Origin of the sequence: Methanobrevibacter sp. YE315, assembly GCF_001548675.1 — an archaeon.
Classification (GTDB): Archaea; Methanobacteriota; Methanobacteria; order Methanobacteriales; family Methanobacteriaceae; genus Methanocatella.
The window spans coordinates 717,501-741,771 of record NZ_CP010834.1 but is presented as its reverse complement, the minus strand read 5'-3'; the positions used below and the strand labels follow the sequence as shown (position 1 = coordinate 741,771).

The 24,271-nt window shown below is 35.8% G+C and carries 20 protein-coding genes (1 of these 20 running past the window's edge); 8 read left to right on the top strand and 12 right to left on the bottom strand.

The window, feature by feature from the left end; translation table 11 throughout:
* Window positions 1–614: 614 nt before the first annotated feature.
* The 9 genes from TL18_RS03345 to TL18_RS03305 form a co-directional block, all read right to left on the bottom strand.
* Window positions 615–1,223: an Ig-like domain-containing protein gene (locus TL18_RS03345; RefSeq protein ID WP_067041296.1), complete on the bottom strand. Its 609-nt coding sequence runs from the start codon at window positions 1,221–1,223 to the stop codon at window positions 615–617.
* Window positions 1,224–1,461: 238 nt separating this feature from the next.
* Window positions 1,462–4,362: an Ig-like domain repeat protein gene (locus TL18_RS03340; RefSeq protein ID WP_067041293.1), complete on the bottom strand. Its 2,901-nt coding sequence runs from the start codon at window positions 4,360–4,362 to the stop codon at window positions 1,462–1,464.
* 144 nt (window positions 4,363–4,506) lie between these two features.
* Window positions 4,507–7,620 carry an Ig-like domain-containing protein gene (locus TL18_RS03335; RefSeq protein ID WP_156064544.1) on the bottom strand — a complete coding sequence of 1,038 codons (3,114 nt, stop codon included), beginning with the start codon at window positions 7,618–7,620 and terminating at the stop codon, window positions 4,507–4,509.
* Window positions 7,621–8,180: 560 nt separating this feature from the next.
* Entirely contained in the window at window positions 8,181–8,762 is a 582-nt protein-coding gene (locus tag TL18_RS03330) for a carboxypeptidase-like regulatory domain-containing protein (RefSeq protein WP_067041288.1), read from the bottom strand.
* A 152-nt stretch (window positions 8,763–8,914) separates the two neighbouring features.
* Complete coding sequence (locus TL18_RS03325) at window positions 8,915–13,069, bottom strand: Ig-like domain-containing protein (protein ID WP_197031846.1); 4,155 nt, start codon at window positions 13,067–13,069, stop codon at window positions 8,915–8,917.
* A gap of 566 nt (window positions 13,070–13,635) precedes the next feature.
* Window positions 13,636–14,247: an Ig-like domain-containing protein gene (locus TL18_RS03320; protein WP_067041282.1), complete on the bottom strand. Its 612-nt coding sequence runs from the start codon at window positions 14,245–14,247 to the stop codon at window positions 13,636–13,638.
* Between the two features lie 245 nt (window positions 14,248–14,492).
* The gene (locus TL18_RS03315) at window positions 14,493–15,116 is read right to left on the bottom strand and encodes an Ig-like domain repeat protein (protein WP_067041279.1); all 624 of its coding nucleotides are present in this window, start codon (window positions 15,114–15,116) and stop codon (window positions 14,493–14,495) included.
* Window positions 15,117–15,185: 69 nt separating this feature from the next.
* Entirely contained in the window at window positions 15,186–15,887 is a 702-nt protein-coding gene (locus tag TL18_RS03310) for a hypothetical protein (protein ID WP_156064541.1), read from the bottom strand.
* A gap of 78 nt (window positions 15,888–15,965) precedes the next feature.
* A complete protein-coding gene (locus TL18_RS03305; protein WP_067041272.1) occupies window positions 15,966–16,379 on the bottom strand; it encodes a C-GCAxxG-C-C family protein in 414 nt (137 codons plus the stop codon).
* A 118-nt stretch (window positions 16,380–16,497) separates the two neighbouring features.
* Between TL18_RS03305 and TL18_RS03300 the strand changes: the two genes are divergently transcribed.
* Complete coding sequence (locus tag TL18_RS03300) at window positions 16,498–17,790, top strand: dicarboxylate/amino acid:cation symporter (protein ID WP_067041270.1); 1,293 nt, start codon at window positions 16,498–16,500, stop codon at window positions 17,788–17,790.
* A 108-nt stretch (window positions 17,791–17,898) separates the two neighbouring features.
* Window positions 17,899–18,813, top strand: coding sequence for a thioredoxin-disulfide reductase (gene trxB / locus TL18_RS03295; protein ID WP_067041267.1), 915 nt, complete (start codon window positions 17,899–17,901; stop codon window positions 18,811–18,813).
* On the opposite strand, the gene TL18_RS11095 is transcribed toward trxB, so the two are convergent.
* On the bottom strand, window positions 18,810–18,956 hold the full coding sequence (locus tag TL18_RS11095) for a hypothetical protein (protein ID WP_197031845.1): 147 nt from the start codon (window positions 18,954–18,956) through the stop codon (window positions 18,810–18,812). The two genes, trxB and TL18_RS11095, sit on opposite strands and share 4 nt — an antisense overlap.
* 46 nt (window positions 18,957–19,002) lie before the next feature.
* Here TL18_RS11095 and TL18_RS03290 point away from each other — a divergent pair, with 46 nt between their 5' ends.
* From TL18_RS03290 to TL18_RS03265, 6 genes are all read left to right on the top strand, one after another.
* Window positions 19,003–19,518, top strand: coding sequence for a hypothetical protein (locus tag TL18_RS03290; RefSeq protein WP_067041264.1), 516 nt, complete (start codon window positions 19,003–19,005; stop codon window positions 19,516–19,518).
* Window positions 19,519–19,577: 59 nt separating this feature from the next.
* Window positions 19,578–20,141 carry a GMP synthase subunit A gene (locus TL18_RS03285; RefSeq protein ID WP_156064538.1) on the top strand — a complete coding sequence of 188 codons (564 nt, stop codon included), beginning with the start codon at window positions 19,578–19,580 and terminating at the stop codon, window positions 20,139–20,141.
* A 2-nt stretch (window positions 20,142–20,143) separates the two neighbouring features.
* Window positions 20,144–20,401 (top strand): hypothetical protein, encoded by a 258-nt coding sequence (locus TL18_RS03280; RefSeq protein WP_067041262.1) that lies wholly within the window; start codon window positions 20,144–20,146, stop codon window positions 20,399–20,401.
* A 1-nt stretch (window position 20,402) separates the two neighbouring features.
* Window positions 20,403–21,329, top strand: a complete 927-nt coding sequence (gene guaA, locus TL18_RS03275; protein ID WP_067041259.1) for a glutamine-hydrolyzing GMP synthase — start codon at window positions 20,403–20,405, stop codon at window positions 21,327–21,329.
* 49 nt (window positions 21,330–21,378) lie between these two features.
* Window positions 21,379–22,551: an Nre family DNA repair protein gene (locus TL18_RS03270; protein ID WP_067041256.1), complete on the top strand. Its 1,173-nt coding sequence runs from the start codon at window positions 21,379–21,381 to the stop codon at window positions 22,549–22,551.
* A 228-nt stretch (window positions 22,552–22,779) separates the two neighbouring features.
* Complete coding sequence (locus tag TL18_RS03265; RefSeq protein ID WP_231483659.1) at window positions 22,780–23,691, top strand: DegT/DnrJ/EryC1/StrS family aminotransferase; 912 nt, start codon at window positions 22,780–22,782, stop codon at window positions 23,689–23,691.
* Here TL18_RS03265 and cgi121 read toward each other — a convergent pair.
* Window positions 23,675–24,166 (bottom strand): KEOPS complex subunit Cgi121, encoded by a 492-nt coding sequence (cgi121, locus tag TL18_RS03260; RefSeq protein ID WP_231483657.1) that lies wholly within the window; start codon window positions 24,164–24,166, stop codon window positions 23,675–23,677. The two genes, TL18_RS03265 and cgi121, sit on opposite strands and share 17 nt — an antisense overlap.
* A gap of 8 nt (window positions 24,167–24,174) precedes the next feature.
* Window positions 24,175–24,271 carry the final stretch of a (R)-citramalate synthase gene (locus TL18_RS03255; RefSeq protein ID WP_067041251.1) on the bottom strand. 1,373 nt of this gene lie beyond the right edge of the window, so only the last 97 of its 1,470 coding nucleotides appear in the window; the start codon falls outside the window, past its right edge — the gene reads right to left on this strand; it ends in the stop codon at window positions 24,175–24,177.

The window sequence follows — 24,271 nt, the reverse complement described above, 5'->3', positions numbered from 1 at the left end:
TTTCTAAATAAAAATGACAAAAGATAATGAGTATGACAAAATTCTATTTGATTTCCATCATGCTATTAAAAAAAAATTTTAAAAATTTTATTTTTTAATAAAACTGAAAATTTGTAAAATAATTTTATCAAAAATCAATCTGAAGGATTAACTGTTTAATATTAATATCTTAAATTAAACTGTCGTCTTTTTCATCAGTTATGATTGTTATATTATTCCTAAAAATTTTAGACGATTGAATAGTTTTCATCGCCGTTCAATAGAAAATGTACCATCTAATATGATACAAGTCGTAGGAAAAAAATCTGGCAAAAAATATAATTTTCCTCAAAAAAGAAAACACTTGTGTTTAATTTGTCAGTTAAACACCCATACTCTCTCTTTTTTATTAATACTTATATATGTAAAAGCATGAAATTATCATCGACACAAAAGCAAATTAATATTATTAAAGAAACAATGAATTAAATTAATTTTTCAATAATGACCATAAATATAATATAGCTGAAATTAATATTTATGCAAGTAACTTTAGGTATAAAAAATAGGAAATGATGATTCCGAATATAACGGAAATCATGATTATGTTTTTATTCAATATTATCAACTTTTAATTATCTAAATCCACCACTTGTTCTTTCACCAGTTCTTAAATCAACAACACTTGCGTAACCATCTTCATATTCCTGAATTACATAATCACCTTCCTGATACCTCCTAGTCTCAGGATATGGATCATTACTTGGAGGTAAATTATCTATACTATATTTAGATGATGATGATGAACTTGATGATTGTGTTGATTGTGTTGATTGTTGTGATGCCTGTTCCTCAACAACTTTTCCTTCAATTGTTATCTTTTTAGTTGCATTACATCCATTATAATTTTCATTACCTCCATAATTAGCAGCAATAGTATAATTTCCAGCACTTTTATCTAATTTTAAAGTTCCAACTCCTTTTTCATCTGTAACAACTGAATGGTAATCGCTTGTTTTTGTTTCATCAGTGACTGTTATATTAACTTCTTTATTGGATAATTCTGCTCCATTATTGTCAATTAACTTAATTTTAATTGAATCACCTTCAGCAATTGTGGAATTGCCTTCAAATATTAATTTTGTATCTTGTTTATTCGTATTTGGCATCATTGCAACTATTCCAACCAAAAGAGCAATGATAACTGCAATTAATGCTATAATTATAATTTTATTTTTTTCCATGATGCCCCACCAATGTAAATAATGTTAATTAATATTGTGTCAATCATATGTATATAATAATTCCTCCATATGAACTTATGAAAGTAGCTTCTCTACCATGAGGCACAAGTAAATTAAAAAGAAGACACATATAATCACGCAAAAACATTGAAGTAGTTAAATGGCCAATGCTAGGAGAAATAATATGCAATGGAGAATAGCTGGTAGAAAAGAAGAAAAAAATAGAGAAAATGAATCTCTATTTGATTGTTATTGAACGTGTTTTAGTTTCTGCAAGATATTTGTAATTGCCCCCATAGCGGGATTTAAGTATGTAGGTTCCGGGTGCCATATCTGGCAGTGTAATGGTTGCTACACCTTTAACTATTTGAGCTTTGTATGTGCTTCCGTTGACTTCAAATTTCACATTTCCACGCGCATCTTCAGCAATGCTTGCAGTAAGAACAGTTTTTCCGTCAACAGTGGTTTTTGCAACTGACAGCTCCGGTGAGATTTTAGTCACTTCAAAGCTGGATTTGATGGTTTGAGCAGCATAATGGACATTGCCTGCATAATAGATGTGCAGATAGTATTTTCCCACACTCAACGCCGGAACTGAAATAATTGCCCAGCCATCTTCAATATGACAGCTATCGGTAAGGATTTTGGTTTTATTGGAATCTGAGATGGTGTACCAGATATTACCGTTTACATTGTTGACTTTGACCCTGATTGTCACATCTTCCCCTGGAGCCCAATTGGAAACGTTCACTGAAGCTATCGGTGTTTTCTTGACAACTTCAAAGGTTCCTTTGATTGTTTGGGCATTATAGCGTGTGGTACCTGCGTAGTATAGGTGCAGGTAGTAGTTGCCTAAGCCGAGACCTGGAATTGCACGGGTTGCAGTGCCGTTTTCAATGTGAATCTTATCGGTTAAGATTTTGGTTTTGTTTTCATCTGAGATTGTAAACCATACGTTACCGTTAATCTTGTTGTTTGACATGTTAACGCTGATAACTGCATCATCACCGAAACCGACAGGATTAGGGTCTACAGCACCGGAAGCAATTGGTGTTCCTTTGACAACGTTAAAGCTTGTGGTCATGTTTTGACCATTGAACTTATCATTTTCAGAATAGCTCACCATTGCATCATATGATCCTATTTTCAATCCGCTGAATTTGACATTCAATGTAGCGGAGGTTATTTTAACCTTTTGAGTTACATCATTTAGGGTAACTTCAATGTTTCCGGGAGCGTTTTCATCGACATTGAGAGTAATTACTGCATCTTCGCCATATTCAATGTCTTTTGATGAAACTGATTTAATGGCATTTTTCTTATCTATCTTGATTGAGGTGGTTATTGTATCACTTGTATAGTTGCCGTCACCTTCATATTGGATAGTCACAGGATATGTTCCTTTGTATAAATCATTGAAATATGTTTTTGCCATTCCGTTTGCAACCTTGACTTTTTTGGTAACTCCGTTGATTGTGAATTTTACATTACCTGTTGCATCGCTTGCTAATACGACTACTGTAACTACTTGACTTGAATCAAGAGAGTAAGATGCTGCATAGCCATAGATGAACGGTGAATCGGATTTGAATGCATAATTTCCTTCATTGTAATTTTCTTCACTCCATGCAGTCGGATAGGTTAGCTCATCATTATAGGCGTCATGACAGTTTACGCAATAGGAATCCAAAATACGGCCCCCATACATAACTGCTGCATGACGATTAGAAGAACAATTTATGAATAAACAATTATTTGCATTATTACTTTCGCAAATAGCACCACCACCTTCACCAAAAAATTCGACAGAAGAACAATTTATGAATAAGCAATTTGTTATAATTTTACTTCCAAAAATGGCACCTCCCTCTGCACAATAGCAATTTAAGAAAGTACAACCATAAGCGTCACCAATAAAAATAGCGCCGCCATAGAACTCACAATGACAGTTTATAAATGAAGAATCATTTGCATTTCCATGAAAAATTGCGCCACCGTAGTCCCCGGCGGCTTTACAATTTACAAAAGAAGAATTATATGCATTACCATAACCAATAGCTCCACCACAAGATTCATCGGCAGCATAACAATTTTCAAAGTAACAATTAGTTGCATTACCATTGGAAATGGCCCCTCCATTATCCTCGACAGCATAACAGTTTAGAAAAGAGCTATCAAAAGAATTACCTTTAGAAACAGCACCGCCGGCATAGGCATGGCAACTTTTAAAAGAACAGTTATGAGCATCACCGTCCCAAATTGCACCTCCACGTCCATTATAACCTTCAGAGCAGTAACAATTTATAAAGGAACAGTTATAAGCATCACCGTCCCAAATTGCACCCCCATGTCCATTATAATCTTCAGAGTAACAATCTACAAAGGAAGAGTCATAAGCGTTACCGAAACAAATTGCACCGCCACCACATGCATGGCAACTTTCAAAGGAACAGTTATAAGCGTTACCGTAAAAGATTGCACCTCCGGCATCAACAGGAGAATAGCAATTCTTAAAGGAACAATCATAAGCATTACTTTGGAAAATTGCTCCACCACAGTCAGCACTACAATCTACAAATGAACAATTATATGCATTACTATCGCACATGGCGCTTCCATACCATGAATTGCAATTTTTAAAAGAACAGTTATAAGCGCTTGCGCCAGTAATGGCTCCCCTATTTTCTTCACCAGAACTTCTACAATCAGTGAAAGTACAATTAATGATTGTGCTATCTTTATTTCCATAAACGGTACCATAATTACCATAGCTATTAATGAAATTGATGTTTTTCAGTGTTACTTTGTAATCGGTTGCAACAAAGATGCTTGATTTTTTATTTGCATCTATGGTGTGGCCCTGTCCATCAATGGTAATCTCCTTTGAGATTCTTATTTCACTACTGGATTTATCGTTTACATAATCCTTTTCTAATTTCAATGTTTTTCCGCTGGAAGTGTTTTCTACCAAACTTGACAGTTCAGCAAAGTCCCCCTGTGCAGCTTCAAGTTCGTAAACAGGTTCTACACTGAGAACCTCTTCCGTCGTGTCAGTAATGTTTTCATCGGCCGCGTTAACGGCACCAATTTCGAAAATAAGCAATAGGATACTGACAAAAATAATCCTATTAAATTTCAAAATATACAACCCCTTAAAAAATTTTTTTAAAACTTAATTAATGATTAATTTTTTAAAGCTAATATATATTTCTGAATGGAAAATTTGTTTTCCAGTATATTTTTAGTAAATAAAAAAAGAAGAAAAAAATAGAGAATTTAATCTCTATTTTATTGTTATTGAACGTGTTTTTGTTTCTGCAAGATACTTGTAATTACCGCCGTAGCTGGTTTTAAGAGTATATGTTCCGGGTGCCATATCAGGCAGTGTAACGGTTGCCACACCATTGACTATCTGAGCTTTGTAGGTGTTTCCCTTAACATTGAAATTGATGTTTCCTCTTGCATCTGCAGCAATGCTTGCAGTAAGAACGGTTTTTCCGCCAACAGTGGTCTTTGCAACAGAAATGCCCGGTGAAATCTTGCTTACTGTAAAGCTTGCTGTTTCAGTTTTCGCATTATACTTGTAGTTGCCTGCGTATTTTACTGTAACGCTGTATGTTCCGGCTTTTAGGTCTGCAATATCCACATAGGCAACACCTTTTTTCAGTTGGACTTTGTAGGTATCTTCTCCGATTATGAATCTGACAAAGCCTGTCGTATCCGTAGGTAAATTAGCGGTGATTCTTTCTGTTTCACCAACTTTAATGTTGGTGGTTTCAATCTGTATTTCAGGAGTTGTTTTGCCTACTTGGAAAGAGGTTGTTATTGTTTCCGCACGGTATTTGTAGTTGCCTGCATATTTTACAATAAGGTTATAGAGTCCTGCTTTTAAACTGGAAAGCTTAATACTAGCCCATCCATTTCCTATTTGAACTTTATAGGTTTCATTTCCGATTATGAATCTGACAAATCCTGTTGTATCGCTAGCTAAATGCACCTCAATTTCAGGAGATGCACCAATATCGTAATAGTCATGTACTATTCTAAATTCTAATCCTGGAGAGGGCTTGGCCACATTGAATGTTTCTGTTATTGATTCAACATTGTACTTGTAGTTTCCCCCATATTTTAATGTAACGCTATAAGTTCCGACTGTCAAATCATCGATGTCAACATAGGCAACACCGTTCTCGATTGCAACCTTGTAGGTATCTTCTCCGATTATGAATCTGACAAATCCTGTTGCGTCCTTGGCCAGTTTGGCAGTTATTCTTTCAGTATCTCCTACTGTAATATTTTGAGTTTCAAGTTGCATTCCTTGTTTGAATTTGCCAACATGGAATGTGCCTGTTATTGTTTCAGCATTGAAATATACGTTACCTCCGTATGTTACCTTAACGGCATATGATCCGTCTGCCAAGTTTGGAATGTCAACTGATGCAACACCCGAACTGATTGGCACACGGTATGTTTCGCCGTTAATGGTGATTCTTGCAAATCCTGTTGACTTTTTAGACATTGTTACTTTAACGTTTGCTGTTTCACCGGATTTTGCAAAATCATTTGCAAGTGTTAGTTTTGGAGATCCCTTATTGACAACAAGACTAACATTTAACGGGTCGGCGCCTGCACATGCCAATGCGATGATGTATTTTCCAGGTGCGGCGTCAATGTTTAAGTCTGAACCTGAAACAGCTGAAAATGAATTGATTAATTGATTGTCCTTGTAAATTTTAACATTTACAGTTATTCCTTCAATGTTTATACCATTGGATAATGTTTTAATCGGCAATTTTCCGCCATTTCCGTAATTTACAGTTAAATTTGAGCTGGATAAAGTGAGTGGGATGAAAGTACAATTGTTGTAGTTTCCCTTAATAATTAGGTTTTTCTTGGAAGAAGAGCAATTTATAAATATTGAATCAGAGACATTTCCCATGTAAATAACGCCTCCGTAACCGTATTGCCAATTGTAACACTCTACAAAAGAACAGTTTAAGGCATTACCGTAGTAAATGGCACTGCCGCTACCGGCGGAGCAACATTCAAAATAACAATTATATGAATCACCTCTACTAATTGCACCACCCGAGCCTGCAATAGTAGGTCCGTCATATGCGTAACAACCTATAAAAGAAGAATTATAAGCATTACCATCATAAATTGCACCACCGGAATAAGCGTGGCAAGTCACAAAAGAGCAGTTAAAAGCATCACCTTGATTAATAGCACCACCAAAACCTACAGACCAACCAACACTAGTGCCAAAGCATTTTTCAAAAGAAGAATTGTGGGCATCTCCCTGATAAATAGCACCTCCATCTACTGAAATACACTCACTGAAAGAACAATCGTAAGCGTTTCCCTGATAAATGGCACCGCCATAACCCTTAGCATCCCATTCCCAATCTTGATAAATATATTCTGCTATACAAGTTTTAAAGGAACAGTTATATGCATTTCCATTGTATATTGCACCGCCTTTGCAAGCTTCATGATTTTTGCTGTCATAATAGTCAAATTCATCTTCGCTGCGATAAGCTTTACAGTTCATAAATGATGAATTATATGCGGTTCCACTGAAGATGGCTCCGCCATAATTGTTAACGGAACAGTTTATGAAAGAACAATTTGTAACATTTCCCACAACTGCGCCCCCATCTACTGAAGTGCACTTTATGAAAGAGCAATCATATGCATTGCCGTCATAAATGGCTCCGCCATAACCTTTAGTATAAATGTTGACCACACCATCATAATAGAGATATTTGGCTTCACAGTTCATAAAGGTACAGTTATAAGCGTCTCCATTGTATATTGCACCACCTCTGCAAACATAATTCCAGTTAATATCTTCATGTTCCCATGAAAGTTCGGGAAGATATGCCTTACAGTTTATAAATGAGGAGTTGTAGGCTGTCCCTTGGTATATTGCACCTCCATCTTTTTCAGATATGCAATCTGTAAAAGTACAGTTGATTATTGTGCATGCTCCATAAACTGCAGAATAAGTGGCATGATAAGTGTTGATGAAATTGATGTTTTTCAATATTACCTGGTCGTTGCTGATTCTAAAAATGTTTGATTTTTGATTTGCATCAAGGGTATGACCCTGTCCGTCGATAGTCATTTTCTTGGAGATAAGGATTCCCTTGGTGTAAGTTCCGTCATTAATGTAATCCTTATCTAAAGTCAAAGTTTTTCCGCTTGAAGTGCCTTTTATCAATGTTACCAGTTCAGAAAAATCTTCAGGCTGTGTGACTTCAAGCTCATCTGCAGGTTCCGTGCTTAAAACCTCATCCGTCATGTCAGTAATGTTTTCATCGGCCGCGCTAACGGCACCAATTGCTAAAATAAGCAATAGGATACTGACAAGCATAATCCTATTAAATTTCAAAATATACAACCCCGTAATTATTAATTGATAAATATTATTTTTAAATTAATATATATTTGTTTTGAAAAAAAAAAATAAATGGTGAATAATTTTTACATTTAAAAAAAAAAAAAATAACAGAAAAAATCCTGATACATCATGTGATTATACCCTACGACTTGCTACTAAGATTGTATAACTCCCTGAATCTGTATGGACCTATTGTATTCCTTTTTGATATTCTAATTACATAATATTTTATATAACTGCCTGTTACTCTCAGGTTTTTTCTCAAAAAAAACATTGGTGTTTAATTTGTCAGACAAACACTTATAATCTCTTTTTTTAAAAAAAATATTCTTAATCCATCAGATTTTCAGAGAATATCCATATACAAAATTACACAAGTATCTGCAATTAAAAGAAACATTGAAAAATATTGGAAATGCAATTCATATAATTGCAATATAATTTTGAAATGGTTGAATTATCTATGATAAAATAAAGGATTTTGTATTAAAATAATTTGTAAAAAAAGAAATTTTAAGCAGATGCATATACACCCGCTTATTAAACAGATATCATCTACCGATTCTATGTCCTGCATCATCATAACCAGGCTCATCCATGTCAATGTACCCATTGCCTCCAACATGGTAGTTCACCATACCATATTTACCTAACATGTATTGGTCCACCTCTGCCTGGCTGTACATCGGAGTTCCGTCGGATTTGTATGCATAAGGAGTAGGTCCTGATTGGGTAGCGGTGGCTTCTTCTTTTTCCTTAACTGTGAATTTTTGGGTTGCATTGCATCCATTGCACTTATCATTTCCACCATAGCTGACAGTTATTTCATAGTCTCCAGGATCCTTATCCAATTTAAATGTTCCTTCACCGTTAGCGCTTGTAACAACTGAATGGAAATCAGATACCCTATCCTTATCGGTGATTGTTATATTTACATTCTGATTTGCAATCGGATTTCCATTAGCATCGGTTAATATAATCTTAATCGAATCACCTTGATTCAAGGTAGCATTGCCTTTAAAAACCAAATTCGTATCCTGTTTAGTAAAATTCGGTACCATTGCAACTATCCCAACCAAAAGAATGGCAATAATTGCAATTAAAACTATGATTATAAGTTTATTATTGTCCATGATATCCTCCTAAATTATAAAAAATATTTTCTCCAATATAAATTGTGTTAAACATATGTATATAAAAATTCCGAAATTTAATTGCAAAAAAACTCCAATCCAGTAAAGAATTAATCACTAAAAAAAAGAAGAAAAAATAGAGAGGTTAATCCCTATTTTACTGAAACTGTTCTTGTTTTTGTCTGCGCAAGGTACTTGTAGTTACCGTTATATGTCGCTACAACTTCATGGCTTCCTGATTTGAGGTTAGGTAGGGAAATGCTTGCAACACCATTGCTTATCGGAACTCTGTATGATGAACCGTTGACTTTAATCCATACGTTACCCGGAGCATCTTCAGCCAATTTCACTGTTATCATAGGATTTCCGTCCACTGTTGATTTTAAAATGGAAATTCCAGGTGAAAGCTTGTTCACGGTCAAATTGGATGTGAATTTTTGGGCATCGAAGTTGGCGTTTCCTGCATATACTGCACTCACATCATAAGTACCTGCCTTAAGGCCTGAAAATTTCGCAGTTGCAACACCGTTAACTATTTGAACCCTTTCAGTAGCTCCATTTACTGTTATTTTAACAAAACCGTTGACATTGCTTGCCATCTTAACAGCAATTGTGGTATCGCGGCCAACATAATTGTTTTTAACTGAAATGGATGTTATAGGAGTTCCTTTAACCACGTTAAGGGTGGTTGTGTAGTTTTGTGCGTTGTAATTAGTACTACCCTTATACATTACGTTTACATCATAAGTTCCGCGTTTAAGTCCGGAAATGGAATATGTTGCTATACCGTTTGTAATCGGAGCTTTTCCAGTTACACCGTTGATGGTAATATGCACATTACCGTTAGCGCGATTACCCAAGTTAACAGTGATTACAGCATCTGATCCATAGCCTGCGTCAGGCGCGTCAACAGAGATGATTGGTGTTCCTTTAACAACTTTAAATGTTGTTGTTTTTGTTTTACTTAGTATATTGGCAGTACCTTTATAGAGAGCAGTTACTTCATAAGTACCCCTTTCCAAACCGGAGAATGTGGCTGTTGCAACACCATTTGTAATTGGAGCTGCTTTAGTAACATTATTTACAGTGATATGAATGTTACCATTCACTTTTTTCGCCACATTAACTAGGACTGTTGCATCTTCATTAAATCCTATGTTTTCTGCAGAGACGGAAACTATCGGTGCGCTAAGTTTATTTACTTTAAGAGATGTGGTTATTGTATCGTCAGCATACTTAGCGCTTCCCCTATACCTGATGTCAACAGTGTATAATCCATATTTCAAGCCGGAAACTGTGTAAGTTGCAACACCATTTGTAATTGGAGCCTTATCGGTTTTGCCGTTGATGGTAAACCATACATTGCCCCTAACATCCTTAAACAAATTGACTGTAACATTTACATCTTTTCCATATTGAGTTGTTACAGAATCAGCTGAAATGAAAGGAGATGGATTATATTGTACTGTAATAGTCTTCTCAAGCACTAAAGTTTCTACTATCTCTGTACTGTAATCAGGTAAATAATCAGGATCCAAAATGTCTTCAGGGTCTCCCGGAATGTGTGTTACCTTAATATTATACTCGCCGGAAGCTGTGATGTTCAAATCAGCCAATGAGATGTGAAGCTCAGGGCATCCATGACGGAAGGAAGTCAAGCGGAATAGTGTAATATCATCAGGATAATCTGATTTAAATGTATCATTTAATATTTGAATCTTTTCCTCTCTGCTCAATTCTGCAAATTCTTCCAGAGGCATGTCGATGTCATCAGCAGCAATATCCATATCACGTAATTCTTCTTCATCCGCATCCAATACGCCTGAAAGGTAAAGCCAATTTTCATAAATCAGTCTGCCCAAACCTTCAACTTTCTCGTCATTTACATATACATTGAATTGGCCTTCACCTACATCCATCCAAATGGATTGTGGGTTTGCATCAATACCTACAATATCCACTGCAATATCTTCTTTACTGGTCATGACATCATCATTGATGTTTATGTCATATGACTTTGCCACATCATCGGGAGTGACGACTTGAGCGAGATAATCGCCGTGCCTGATACGTTTGAATGTTAATGAATCGCTTTCGAAATTCAAAGTGACTGTTATATTCCTGTTTTCAGGAAGGTTCATCAAGTCAAAATCATCCAATGAAATCATATATGAATTTCCTAAAACTTCATAACGGTATTGAACATCTTCGAAATCATCAAATGACTTTTCAATAATTGTTCCGGAACCGTCGTCAACAACAATGCTTCCTTCGCTGACGTTGAATGCATCCGGAATGGCCAATTCGATGAAACGGCCGTCAGGGTGCGGACCCATCCTGTTAGGGTCATTGAAGTCTCCAGTGGTTATGTTTCCTACGAAAACATATGAATCAATCATTTCCTCATACCAATGGAAAATTGCTGTATCCTCATCTATCTCAATTCCATATGCCCAAACTTCTTCATCAAAGCAATCCAAAGCAATGCTTAAGAGGTCCTTATCACCGAGTTGGGTCAAATCTAGAACAATAGGATATTTTTTAGCCTTTTTAACATCATCGATTTCATATTCCATTTCATCCGTATTGAAAGCAGCAAAGTCGTTTCCATTTCTAGTGACGTTGACTGTTACAGCAGTGCCGTCAAATTCCTCATTGTCAGGAATCAGCAGATAAGCGATGATTTCACTGTCACTTATTTCAAATTTCGGCTCTTCCTCATCTTCTGCATTTAAAGATAATTCAATGTCTTCTATAGGGCCGTCTTCATCATCCTCGCGATAGAATTCAATATATCCACTGTTGTCAATGACCCTATTGCCATCTTCATCGTTGTAAGCAACACAGATTACGTAATCACCATGACCTAAGTCTTCAAAGAATTCCGGAAGAATCCAGTACTGACCCTCTTCTTCATCAAAACCGCTCAAGTCACCTAAAGAGCCTTCCCAGCTCCATCCATCATAATCATCAGCCCATATCTCCACTGTGCCTTCAGAATCTTCAGGGGCGGTAATTACGATTACATATGTCCATTCTTCAAATATATAACCGTTTTCGCCAAAGATTTCGATGGAATAATCGCCATCACTCACGATATTCCTCTCAATCATTCTGACTTCCGCCTCCTCGGTAAACAGATAAGGAGACTGTCCATTGAGGGTTAAAATCGCACCGATTACATACTCATTTCCATTCTCAAAGTCATAGGCGAAGTGATAATTGTCTATGCAATAGTACTTCCAATTTTCATCAGGTCCTCCATAGCCGTCGCCATATCTCCAGTAAGGGGAATTGCCCCCCTCAGCAACAAATTCGTCTAAGGATTTTGTGAATATTTCCTCACCATTAATCATGAACAATATTTCACCATCTTCAAAATTGGAAGGAATTTCTACCAAAACCAGTCCGCCACGAATTGTGGAATTAATATATGAAGATGATGCTATACTGATTGGACTTACTAGTTCAATTTCTTCATCTCTTCTGATATCCTCATAACTGCCATCGCTCCCAATATGGTAAACATTGAAAGAGTATCTGCCGTCTTTTCCATAAATCTCCAATTCTGACAATGACCAATAAAGCATGTTTTCATCATCCTTATCCAAGATGTCCTTAGCGGATGATTGGAAAAATTCATCGTCATCTTCTTTTCTAACGTCTACAATGACTGTGCCGGAACTGCCATCAGGACAGTAGACCGCAAATACGTCCCCCATGAGAAGCGCATTAGGTCTAAAAGTGTCCAAACTGACATACCTGAATTGAGAATAGTCGATAGCTTCTATACCTCTGTGTGCCTCAAAGATTTCCTCATCCTCCTGGAGGTCTTCAGGGTCCTCTGCACAATAGATGAGAACTATATAACCTCCAGGTTCGGTGATGCCCAAATCCTGAGGAGTGATGTGAATGACATTACCATGATCGCTTCCCTTGATTACATAAGTGTAACTATAAAGTTCCCTCCAGTCATCATTAAGAGTCTTAAAGACAAAGTAACCGTTCTGTTCATCTACAGGACATGTTATGTTGATTATTGCTAAGCTTTGATCATTTACATCAAATTCATCGACTACCTCAACATTATAAGGATCATCACCTTCTTCACCATCATCAAGAGGGTAAAATACGGTTGAATTATCCATACTTAAATCATCAAAATCTTCCTGAGGAAGCTGAACATCAGCGACCTCATCACTAACGGCCAGTTCATCGAAAGCAACATCTTCCGATGCGCTGACAGCACCAATTGTCAAAACAGCCAGCAACATGAACGTTACCAGCATAATCTTTCTACAATTCATTATCATAACCCTTTTTTATTAAATATCATATTCAACTGAATACAATATTGATTTTTGATTTACTTTTTATAAATAAATTATGATTGAAATTTGAATAAAATAAATATTAAAAATGAAATTCCTGACTTAAAATATAATGTTTTTTAAGACATCTATTGATTTTTTAGCAATATCATAAAAAATAGAATATTTTTTAAAAATAATTGTGAGAATGTTCAACCAGGATTACATGGCTTGAAAAATGCCCTAGCCGAAGTAAATTAGTTTTTATTTAGACAGGAATCATGCAATTTTATGTTATATCCAAAACCACATGACAAACAGATAACTAAACCATTTATAGCAGATATATAGTTAGCTAATTCATATGTGCTGTTTTTATATCTTCAGTACAATAATAACTAGAAGAATACATTACATTACCAACTACCATAATCACATTATCATAATCAAAATTACAAGTTATTGCAGTTGATGGGAATCCCACTAATAATTTATAATTTGCATAAAAACAATCAGAGATATCTCATTTCAGAAAAAAAATTTAAAAAATAAAAAATGGAGGTTTAATATATCCTTGTACCCCCATGTCCCAAGAAATTACCTCTGATTATATTTCCTTGAGCATCTTGACCACCATAGTCATAATATCCATCCCCCGCAATTACGACATAACGACCAGTGGCCAATTCAACAACCTTCATTTCAGACTCTCCAATTCCAGTTGATCGATAATAGCCCAAATCAGGATTATATTCCGGATAATTATCTGCAGATGATTCACTGACCACTTCCGTAGTTGCTTTTTCAACTTCAATATTTTCTGAAAGTGAACAAGAGGAATATTCGCCTTCACCCTTAAAAGTACAATCGACAGAGTATTTTCCAGCTTTTTCGACTTTCAATTTAGCTTTACCTTCAGAATCAGTTGTGACATCTTCACTTATGACTACACCATCCTCACCAGTTAGTTTAAAATTGATTGTTTCATCAGATAGACAGATTCCATCTGCATCACTTAATAAGATTTCTATATTATCTCCTTCACTTATCGAATTGTTCATAAGAGTTAACTTAGTCTCCTGTTTATTAATGTTTGGCATCATTGCAACCAATGAAACTAAAAGAATGGCAATAATGGCAATCAAAACGATGATAATAAGTTTATTATTGTCCATGATATCCCCCTAAATTAAAAAAAAATATTTTCTACAATATAAACTGTGTTAAACATATGTATATAAAAATTCCTAAATTTAATTGCAAGAAAGACTTTAATATTATATTTATCAATTTTTAGATGCATTAAAAGATATCAGAAACCCAATAACAAAATAGTCAATCCTAACTACATGAATATTAAAAATCGGCAGATACATCTGCATCCACCTTTAATATTAACATGAATCAAGGCAGACCAAAATTAAAAGAATCCTCCATGCCTATCACCGGTTCTCAAGTCAACAATGCTGAAGTAGTTGTCTGAATATTCCTGCCTGACATGGTTTTCATCGATGTAGAATCTTCTAGTTTCAGGATTTGGGTCGTTGCTTGGAGGCAGATTATTGATATCATAGGGATTGCCTGATGAAGAGGAGGAATCGGATGACTGGGAGCTGGATGAGGATTGGGAGCTGGAAACCAGTGAAGCTTCAATGACTTTTTCTTTAATCAACAAATTCTGAGTTGTACTGCTTTGAGCATACTCATTATTTCCACCGAATGTTGCCTCAACAGAATATTCACCGGGATTTAAATTGAAATCCATTTTTGCATTGCCCTTAGAATCTGTCTGAACTGATTGCTCAACTGCAACTTTACCATCGTTGTCTATTATTTTGACATCCACCTCTCCGTTGGATATAGGATTCTTATTTAAGTCTGTCAACTGAATTAATATGCTATCCTGTTCGTTTAAAGTTGAATTGCTAGTGATTATTAGATTGCTTTCTTCCTTTGCATTCATTTGTAAAAATGTCATTCCAATTAACGCCAACAGTATAACAATTATTGCAACAAGTATTATGATAATATTTCTATTTTCCATTTAATACACCATCACTATCGATTTAACTTTTATTCATTATATAAAATTTTAATATTGTGTCCCAACCTGTTAATCATAGCCCTCAACTTCAAGATAATCATCGATTTCATAGTTATCTCCATATTCATAGTGGTCATAATAGGCCCCTGGGTCGCTTCTAGACAATGAGTACCTGTCCCCCACCACAGTGTGATAGGTGTTGCCTCCGCCCATGGAATATGTGGAAGTTCCGGAACCGCTATAGGACAACTTAAATCCGTTTGGATTGAGTCCCAATATTTCATATATCAACTCAGATTCCGTGTAATGTATATCATCACAGCTAATAATGATTCCATAAACCATCTTATCCTCATAGGAGTATTCAATGAACGATTTTGCATAATAATCAAGCAAATAATTAGATGAATATAGATTCACGTTTTCTGAAGTGTCGAACGGGAATTTGTCAGGAGTCGTTTTCCAAACGACAATATACCCTTTTCTACCCTGATCATCAACATAACTAATGTTTTTCGCATTATAATAACCAAATTCACCATTGGAAGTTCTGATTTTACCATCAGGGATATTTTCCTCACTTATTTTACGGCATCCTATAAGGGTTGCGTTCAAAAATTCGTCCCCTCCAATCGCTTCGAAAATTACATCATCAGGATTTGCCTTTTGAGGTGTAAAAAAGCCAAGTGCCCCAAAGGCAGTACAGCCTGCAATAAATAGAAGCAGAAAAATTGCCGCAAGCATTATGATTAAATCCCGATTTTTCAACATGATTCTATATAACAACTTAAACACATTTATAGTTATTGCTGTTTTGAATTATCTGTAATAGGGCAATAATATAGTTTTTCAGTGAATTATCTTTTCCAGTATTTCTGCTGCGGATTCAACCATTCTTGGACAGAATTGTTTAAATAAATTGTTGTCTAATGCATATTCCACCCCTTCCTCTGTTGAAATATCGCAATTGAGCAAATCTCTGCATATATATGAACCGTTGACGTCTTTAAACTCATCCAAAAATTCTTCACATGCCCTGTCACTTTCGGATTTATTATCCCCATATCTTAAGCCCAATACCATTAACGCACCAGTGCATGCCCCACATACTTCTGCTTTTCTCATTCCGCTTCCAAAACAAGCCCCAATTTTTAAAGCATCATCCTTTGAAACTCCAAAATCAGGAGAAAATGCTGCAAAAACCGCCTGTGAGCACCTATACCCATCTTCAAATAATTGAACTGCATCTTTTATTTTGTCCATATTAATAGTTTAATTCTGTTAATATATATCAATTTGCACAAAACATGTGAATATTTTCAATACAATTTATTAGTTAATAACAACATATATTTAATCAAAAAATATTAGGGGAAGGATAATGTTATCAAAACTAAAATCAATTAGTCTCAGTAATTGGATATTGATTGGGATGGTATTGGGTTTTCTTGTGGGTTTGTTCTTAAACTTCTTCGTCACAGATCCATTTATTAAAGATATCGTTTTAATTGATAATGTATTTTACTTAGGTGGGACTTTATTTATCAAATTAATGAAAATGCTGGTCGTACCACTGGTTTTCTGTTCAATTATAGTTGGTGCAGCATCAATTTCAGATATAAGAAAAATAGGTACTATCGGTGGACGAACAATCGCAATTTATCTTTTAACTACCGCTTTGGCAGTCTCTATCGCTCTTGCATTAGGAGCATTAATCGAACCTGGTGCAGGATTGAATATGGTTGCCAGCGCAGACACCTCAAATGTTACTCTTAATCAGACAATGACAGATACCCTTTTAAATATGGTTCCTGATAACCCGTTCAGCTCTTTAGCCAGCGGGGACATGCTGCCAGTTATCATATTCGGATTGCTTATAGGAATTATCTTGGCTAAATTAAAAGAAGAAGTGCAAATAGTTTCTGACTTTTTTACTGAAGCAAATCACATTATGATGGAACTAACATCTCTCATAATGAAATTCGCACCTATCGGTGTATTCTGTTTAATGGCAAAAACATTTGCAGGACTAGGATTTGAGGGATTGATACCTCTGGCCAAATACATCCTATGTGTACTTGTAGGTCTTGCAGTACAGGCATTCGTAGTATATCCATCATTGCTTGTCATATTTACCAGACTGAACCCTATCAGATTCTTTAGAAGGTTCATACCAGTAATGTTCTTTGCATTTTCATCCTCAACATCAAATGCAACAATTCCTCTAAACTTGGAAAAAGTATCTGAAATGGGAGTTTCACCTGAAATCTCATCATTCACCATTCCATTAGGAGCAACAATCAACATGGACGGAACTGCAATCATGCAGGGATGTGCAGTTATGTTTGCTGCTCAGGCATATGGTATGGACTTGGGAATGGCAGGACTCATTACAGTAATCTTTACAGCTGTAATGGCATCAATCGGTACCGCAGGCGTTCCTTCCGTTGGACTCGTTACATTGACTATGGTATTTAATTCCGTAGGATTACCTGTAGAGGCAATCGGTATAATCTTCGGAATAGACCACATCCTGGACATGTTCAGAACCGCAGTAAACGTAACCGGAGACGCTATCTGTACAATAATCGTTTCATTCAAAAACAAAGCAATGGACATTGACGTATTCAACGGCAAAAAAGAGCCCGGTACGATTGGAATGGATTTCGATTAAAAATAAATATGCATCCATTGGATGCATAACATTTTCTTTTTTTACAGAAATTATTTGTTATCTAAAATTTATACATATTTTTAACTAAAAAAATTTTGAGGTTTTCCCATGGAAAAATACGACATTATCATCATCGGAGCAGGACCTGGAGGTCTAACCGCTGGAATTTATGCCGGCCGTCAAGGAACAAAAAACTTAATTATTGACCGAGACTTAACTGGAGGATTGGGACGTGAAGTCCCCGCAATGGAAAACTATCCCGGTTTTGACAATATTTCCGGTCTGGAACTGATTGAAAAGATGAAAGAACAGGCAGTCAAAAACTGCGAACTGCACGAAATGGAAGAAGTAACCGAAATTACAAAAACAGAAGATGAATACAGATTCACAGTTAAGACAACAAAAGATGAATACCAAAGCAAAACAATAATCCTTGCAACCGGAAGCTCACACCAATCTCTAGATGCAAAAGGCGAAGAGGAATTTAAGGGAAAAGGCGTGAGCTACTGTGCAACATGCGACGGATTTTTCTTTGCTGGGCGCGACATCATCATGGTCGGTGGCGGAAACAGCGCACTGCAGGAGGCATTATACCTTAAAAACCTCGGAGCCAACGTCACCCTTGTACACAGAAGAGATGAATTCAGAGCCCAAAAGCACCTGCAAGATATGATTAAGGAAGCAGGAATCAATACTATCCTAAACGCAACTGTTGAAGAGATAAAAGGCGAAATGCTTGTCGAATCAGTTGTTTTAAAAGATACAAAGACAGGTGAATTGAGTGAAATTCCAACAAATGGCGTTTTCATAAGTGTAGGATACATTCCCCACACTGAGCTTGCAAAACAACTTGATGTCAATTTGGATGAGTCAGGACACATCATAATTGACAAAAATCAAAAAACTAATATAGATTATGTCTATGCAATCGGTGATGTTTGTATTGGCTTAAAGCAGTGGGTTGTAGCTTGCGGAGAAGGTGCAGTTGCTGCAACTTCCGCATTTGAAGACCTGCAAGGCTAATTATAACGTTCCTGCAGGTAAATATAAATAAAGAATGCTATAAGCAAGACCACAATTACAGGCAACAGCCACATGAACAATTTAAGCAATACTACAGCTATCAAAATAGCGGCAATTATAAATATTAAATCTTTAAGTTCCATGTACCATTGATTTATTAGACGTGATATATAAACTTTAAGTGATTGGATGAAACCAAAAGAAAAAATAATATTGTACTTCACGATATTTTTCATCTCAGCGGCAATGCTGATTGGATACAGTTACTATGCCGAGCAAACGGAACCTTACGATTTCGGCGAATTTACAATTGATGTGCCGTTAGGAAGTAAATTTAAAGATGTAACCTCAAGATATGATAGTGAAAATTATAATATTGGGAAAGCTTATATATGTACCGATAAAGACCTCACCATAAGCATTTTTGACAAACATTACATTGAAAACACCTATGAAATGAATACCGGCGATAAAATCGATTTCGGAAAATCACTGCTTGGGCATTTGCACGGAGAGAACAAATACAAGATCAATGAAAGCTCCGAAAACTTAACCTTTTTCATTTTAAACCACAGGGTCAAGGGAATCATTGACACCGATATTGCAGGAGTCTACAACGATGACGATCACCTGATTATCGTTGAGGGCGGCGACATAGAATTCATCGAAAAAATTGCAAACTCAATCAAAATCAAAAATACTTAGTTAACTATAATAAATAAAAAAACCAAAAATAATATCATTATATTTTCATGGAGTATAATATGACAATAATAGTAGTTAACAATAAAGGCCAATATAATCACAGAATCGCTAGAAGTTTGCAATACTTGAAAATTCCTTCTAAACTTATCCCAAACACAACATCAATCGAAGAAATTGAAGCTGAAAATCCAATCGGATTGATTTTGGGTGGAGGACCTTCATTAGAAGGCGCCGGTTTAAGTGAAGAGTATATCAAGCACTTCGACATACCGATTTTAGGAATCTGTCTTGGCCATCAGTTGATTGCTAAGGCTTATGGTGGAGAAGTAAGCACTTCCGACACCGAAAGCTACGCTCAAGTGAAAATTAACATTGATAACGATGAAAACTTATTTGAAGGACTGGCACCGGACATGGACGTTTGGTCATCCCATAAGGATGAAGTCAAAAGCATCCCTAAGGAATTTGAAATCCTAGCCAGTTCAAATTTATGTGATGTTGAATCATTTAAACATAAAGACAAAGATGTATATGGAATCCAATTCCACCCTGAAGTACATCATACTCCAAAAGGATCAGTTATTTTTGAAAACTTTTATAAAATCTGTCAAAACAAGGTGTAACAATGATTGATAATGCTGAAGATTTAAAAAACAAGGCTGTTGAAAACAAAGCGGGTTTAAAAAGACAATATGTAAACATCCCTATCGGTGATGAAGAATACGGATTCAGAATATCCGGAATCGGAGAAAAATCTGTTAAAATCGAAAAATTCATTAAATACGATGATATCTTCGAAGCCATCGAATCAGGCAATGATAATGGACTTGAAGCTATGATCAAACAAATAATTGAAGATTACGAGGAAGAGGACGGCGAATAAGATGTTAAGCCCAAAAGAATTTATTGAAGATGCAATCCAAAAAATCAAAGACCAAATCGGTGATGAAAAAGCAATCATTGCATTATCCGGTGGAGTGGACAGTTCAGTCTGTTCCGTTCTTGTTCAAGAAGCTATCGGCGATAATTTAACTGCTGTTTTCGTAGACCATGGTCTTTTAAGAGAAGGAGAAGTTGAACAAGTAACCAATACATTCAAAGACAGGTTGAATTTCAAGTTTGTTGATGCTTCTGACGAATTCATGGATGCTCTTGCTGGCGTTGAAGACCCTGAAGAAAAAAGAAAAATCATCGGAAAAGTGTTCATCGATGTATTTGAAAGAGAAGCAATCAAATCCGACGCCAAATTCTTAGTGCAAGGAACAATCGCTCCTGATTGGATTGAAACCAAAGGCGAAATCAAATCCCACCACAACTTGGCTCTTCCAAGCGGAATGGAATTGGAATTATGCGAACCAATCCGCGACTTATACAAAGATGAAGTAAGAGAAATCGGTGATGAACTCGATTTACCTGCAACTACCGTTTACAGACAACCTTTCCCAGGACCAGGTCTTGGAGTGCGTGTTGTTGGAGCTCTTACAAGAGAAAATGTTGAAATCTGTAGAAAAGCAAATAAAATCGTTTGCGATGAAGTTGAAGCCGCAGGTCTTGATAAAGATGTATGGCAATACTTTGCTGTTCTAACCAACACCAAAGCAACCGGTGTTAAAGGAGATCAAAGAGACTTCGGATACTTAGTTGTAGTCAGAATCGTCAACTCCATTGATGCAATGACCGCATCAGTCGCTGAGCTTCCTTGGGATTTAATAAAAACCATATCTCAAAGAATCACCTCAGAAGTTTCTGAAGTTACCCATGTCGCTTTATCCATTAGTGATAAACCACCTGCAACCATCGAATTCTGTTAAAAATACTAATTTCTAGTATTTTTACTTTTTTACTTTTTTTAGAATAATTATGAAAACCACAAAAAATGCATATTTAGCCAAGTTAACAGAACAAATCCAAATGAAATCTGTTAAAATTGGGAAAAATCTTGAAGGAACCACCCCGCCATCTGTTTTTATTGGAAGATGGTCCTATCCTAAAGTCTATGCCGGACCTATGATGAGCTCTCAAATGGGCGACACCCATATCATGGACTCGCCGGAAGACTGGATTGGGCAGAATAAAACCCAAGAAGATATTATCAACTATAGAATGGGGCTGGTTAGGGGCAAACAATTAATAAAAATTGATGATTTGGAAAATCCTTTTGTTGAAAAACTTCAAGATATTTCACTTGCATCCAAATCAATTGACAGTGAGGCAACATTCGGCAGAAGGCCGACAGGATCCATGTTCACGGAAGACAGCACTCCCCATGGACCAAGTGCCGTTATTGAAAAATTCGATATTGATGCAGTCAGATGGGACAAGCAGCTAGAAAAAACATTTTATGATACTGATTTGAAAGCAACAGAAGCTGTCTTGAATTTACATGACAAAGATGTTCCATTTACTGCAATGCAAAAGGCATTTTCTGTAGGTGCAATCGGAACTAAAAATAGAAGAAGACTCGTTCCTACCCGCTGGTCAATTACCGCATGTGACTCAACATTAGCCGATGAGTTTTTAAAAGATGTCAGAAAATTCGATATTCTTGACACCTATAGAGTCTTTGAATTCGGAGCGCTGAATACCTATTATGTAATCATTTTAACCCCAACTGAATGGCAATATGAGTGGTATGAAGCATTCATCAAATTAATCCATAACGAGGAATTAATGTTTTCAGATTATGAGACAAATGCCGGCAAAAAAGAATATTCAAGAGTGGGCGGTTGTTACTACACCGCAAAAATGGTGGTTCTCGATTACCTTTCAAATATCAAAAAACAGTCTGGAGTTCTAATTTTAAGAGAAGCGTATGAAGATTATGTTCCATTAGGTGTTTTTAATGTAAGGGAAAACATCAAAGAAGCAATGGCAAGGCCATATATTGAATTTGAAACATTGCAAGACTGCTTGAAATATGCGGGAACAAAACTTAAATTGCCAATCAGCAGGTTTGTGAATAATGGAACCTTATTAAATGAAATGCTTCACACAAAGCAAACCACATTAGACATGTACTTTAAAAAAGGATAATAATTGTCTCGATTAAAAAAATACGATCCTGATTCTTATATCAACCTCATCGACATTCAAAACTTAATCCAATCTGGTTTTATCGATTTGAAGAATTCAATAACATCATTATTTCCATCATAATCATGCATCCCATATGGCAAAAGACAAGTAATATTTAGTATAAGCATACAATATTAAATTGATATGTTTAAATTCAAATCCCCCTCTAAAAGAACATGCCAGATTATGGCCGAAGTTGCAAACAATGGCATTAATGAAAACTTTGAAGAAAAAACAATTGAAAAAATCAAAGACATGACCAAACACGAAGAGGCAAGAATCACCTCAAGTGGAAACAATAGTATTTTCATCGCACTTTCAGCCATTGAAGGGGATATAATCATACCTGACCAAGGAGGGTGGCATGGATTTAAGCAAATTGCAAAATTTTTAAATAAGAACATCATCACATTAAAAACAGATTTAGGATTGATAAATGCAGAAAGACTAGATGAATTAGAGATAAATGAAAAATCAGCATTAATTTTTACAAGTTTTGCAGGTTATACTGCCGAACAAGACATCAAAAGCATTTCTAAATACTGTAAAAACAATGACATCACCACTATTGAAGATGCATCTGCCGGAATTGGGGATAAAAAAAACAGATTGGGAAATGGAAAATACAGTGACATCATAATTGCATCAACAGGTTCGCCGAAAATGATTAATGTTGGAAGTGGCGGATTTATTACAACCAACGATCAAGAGATTTTAAAAAAAACAGGCGTGCCTCAAAAACTTAGTAAAACTAATGAAATTATATGCAGTGGTATATATTCAGAACTTGACAATGTAAGCAACAACCTAGAGGTTACATTAGATGCAACAGAGCATGTAAAAAAACACATACCTAATGCAATTCATCCAAGCAAAAGAGGGGTTAATGTAATTATACCTCATGATGATGCAAAGTCAATATGTTGGGATTTGAAAAAGACATTAATTACAGACAAAAGCGGATTTATTACAACTTGTCCAAACTATAACCGTGTAAAACAAAAAGCAATTTGCATTGAAATAAAAAATTTAGATTATCAATGTCTTAAAAAAGAATATTTGGATATTATAATCGACAACGTTACATGTCAACTGTAAGTTTTGTGATTCTGTCAATAATTATCTCTTCGACTGACATGTTTTGGAGTTCGGTTTCGCTAATTTTATAGATTTCAGTTAGTTTATCATTATCCGGAATTAAAACATCATCATCCCTAGTAAAAATAGAAGATAACTCCTCAGTGTAATCATTAGAATTTATTAAGATTGCACATAAATTCATATTACCCTCTTTTAGGCCTAAAATTTTAAAAGCTTTTGAAATCTGGCGCTGAGCTGAACATCTCAATACTATTTCAACACTGAGATCCTTTGCCAAGTTTTCACCGCGTTCAAATGCAAGATATGCCTGATTGACACCGTGAATTATATGATTTTTTGAAACGATAGAATCCGAATTCAAAAGCTGGATAATTTCATCGTCACTTTTAATAGAATTAATTTTATCAAGGGTTTCTTCAACTGAATCAATAGTCGCCCTAAAACCCAAAATCTGAATGTTATCCATGTACATGCAAACACCTAATCGGACAATAATCTATTAACTCCCGCAATGTAAGCTTTCACACTGGCATTAATAATATCAGGTTCTGTGCCTCTAGCAGACACTACCTTATCA

What these genes read in the sequence shown, in the direction of transcription:
- TL18_RS03345 (WP_067041296.1), bottom strand. Translation starts at nt 1,223, where the DNA reads ATGGAAAAAAATAAAATTATAATTATAGCATTAATTGCAGTTATCATT.
- TL18_RS03330 (WP_067041288.1), bottom strand. Translation starts at nt 8,762, where the DNA reads ATGGACAATAATAAACTTATAATCATAGTTTTAATTGCAATTATTGCC.
- TL18_RS03325 (WP_197031846.1), bottom strand. Translation starts at nt 13,069, where the DNA reads ATGAATTGTAGAAAGATTATGCTGGTAACGTTCATGTTGCTGGCTGTT.
- TL18_RS03320 (WP_067041282.1), bottom strand. Translation starts at nt 14,247, where the DNA reads ATGGACAATAATAAACTTATTATCATCGTTTTGATTGCCATTATTGCC.
- TL18_RS03315 (WP_067041279.1), bottom strand. Translation starts at nt 15,116, where the DNA reads ATGGAAAATAGAAATATTATCATAATACTTGTTGCAATAATTGTTATA.
- TL18_RS03310 (WP_156064541.1), bottom strand. Translation starts at nt 15,887, where the DNA reads ATGTTGAAAAATCGGGATTTAATCATAATGCTTGCGGCAATTTTTCTG.
- TL18_RS03305 (WP_067041272.1), bottom strand. Translation starts at nt 16,379, where the DNA reads ATGGACAAAATAAAAGATGCAGTTCAATTATTTGAAGATGGGTATAGG.
- TL18_RS03300 (WP_067041270.1), top strand. Translation starts at nt 16,498, where the DNA reads ATGTTATCAAAACTAAAATCAATTAGTCTCAGTAATTGGATATTGATT.
- trxB (WP_067041267.1), top strand. Translation starts at nt 17,899, where the DNA reads ATGGAAAAATACGACATTATCATCATCGGAGCAGGACCTGGAGGTCTA.
- TL18_RS11095 (WP_197031845.1), bottom strand. Translation starts at nt 18,956, where the DNA reads ATGGAACTTAAAGATTTAATATTTATAATTGCCGCTATTTTGATAGCT.
- TL18_RS03290 (WP_067041264.1), top strand. Translation starts at nt 19,003, where the DNA reads ATGAAACCAAAAGAAAAAATAATATTGTACTTCACGATATTTTTCATC.
- TL18_RS03285 (WP_156064538.1), top strand. Translation starts at nt 19,578, where the DNA reads ATGACAATAATAGTAGTTAACAATAAAGGCCAATATAATCACAGAATC.
- TL18_RS03280 (WP_067041262.1), top strand. Translation starts at nt 20,144, where the DNA reads ATGATTGATAATGCTGAAGATTTAAAAAACAAGGCTGTTGAAAACAAA.
- guaA (WP_067041259.1), top strand. Translation starts at nt 20,403, where the DNA reads ATGTTAAGCCCAAAAGAATTTATTGAAGATGCAATCCAAAAAATCAAA.
- TL18_RS03270 (WP_067041256.1), top strand. Translation starts at nt 21,379, where the DNA reads ATGAAAACCACAAAAAATGCATATTTAGCCAAGTTAACAGAACAAATC.
- TL18_RS03265 (WP_231483659.1), top strand. Translation starts at nt 22,780, where the DNA reads ATGGCCGAAGTTGCAAACAATGGCATTAATGAAAACTTTGAAGAAAAA.
- cgi121 (WP_231483657.1), bottom strand. Translation starts at nt 24,166, where the DNA reads ATGTACATGGATAACATTCAGATTTTGGGTTTTAGGGCGACTATTGAT.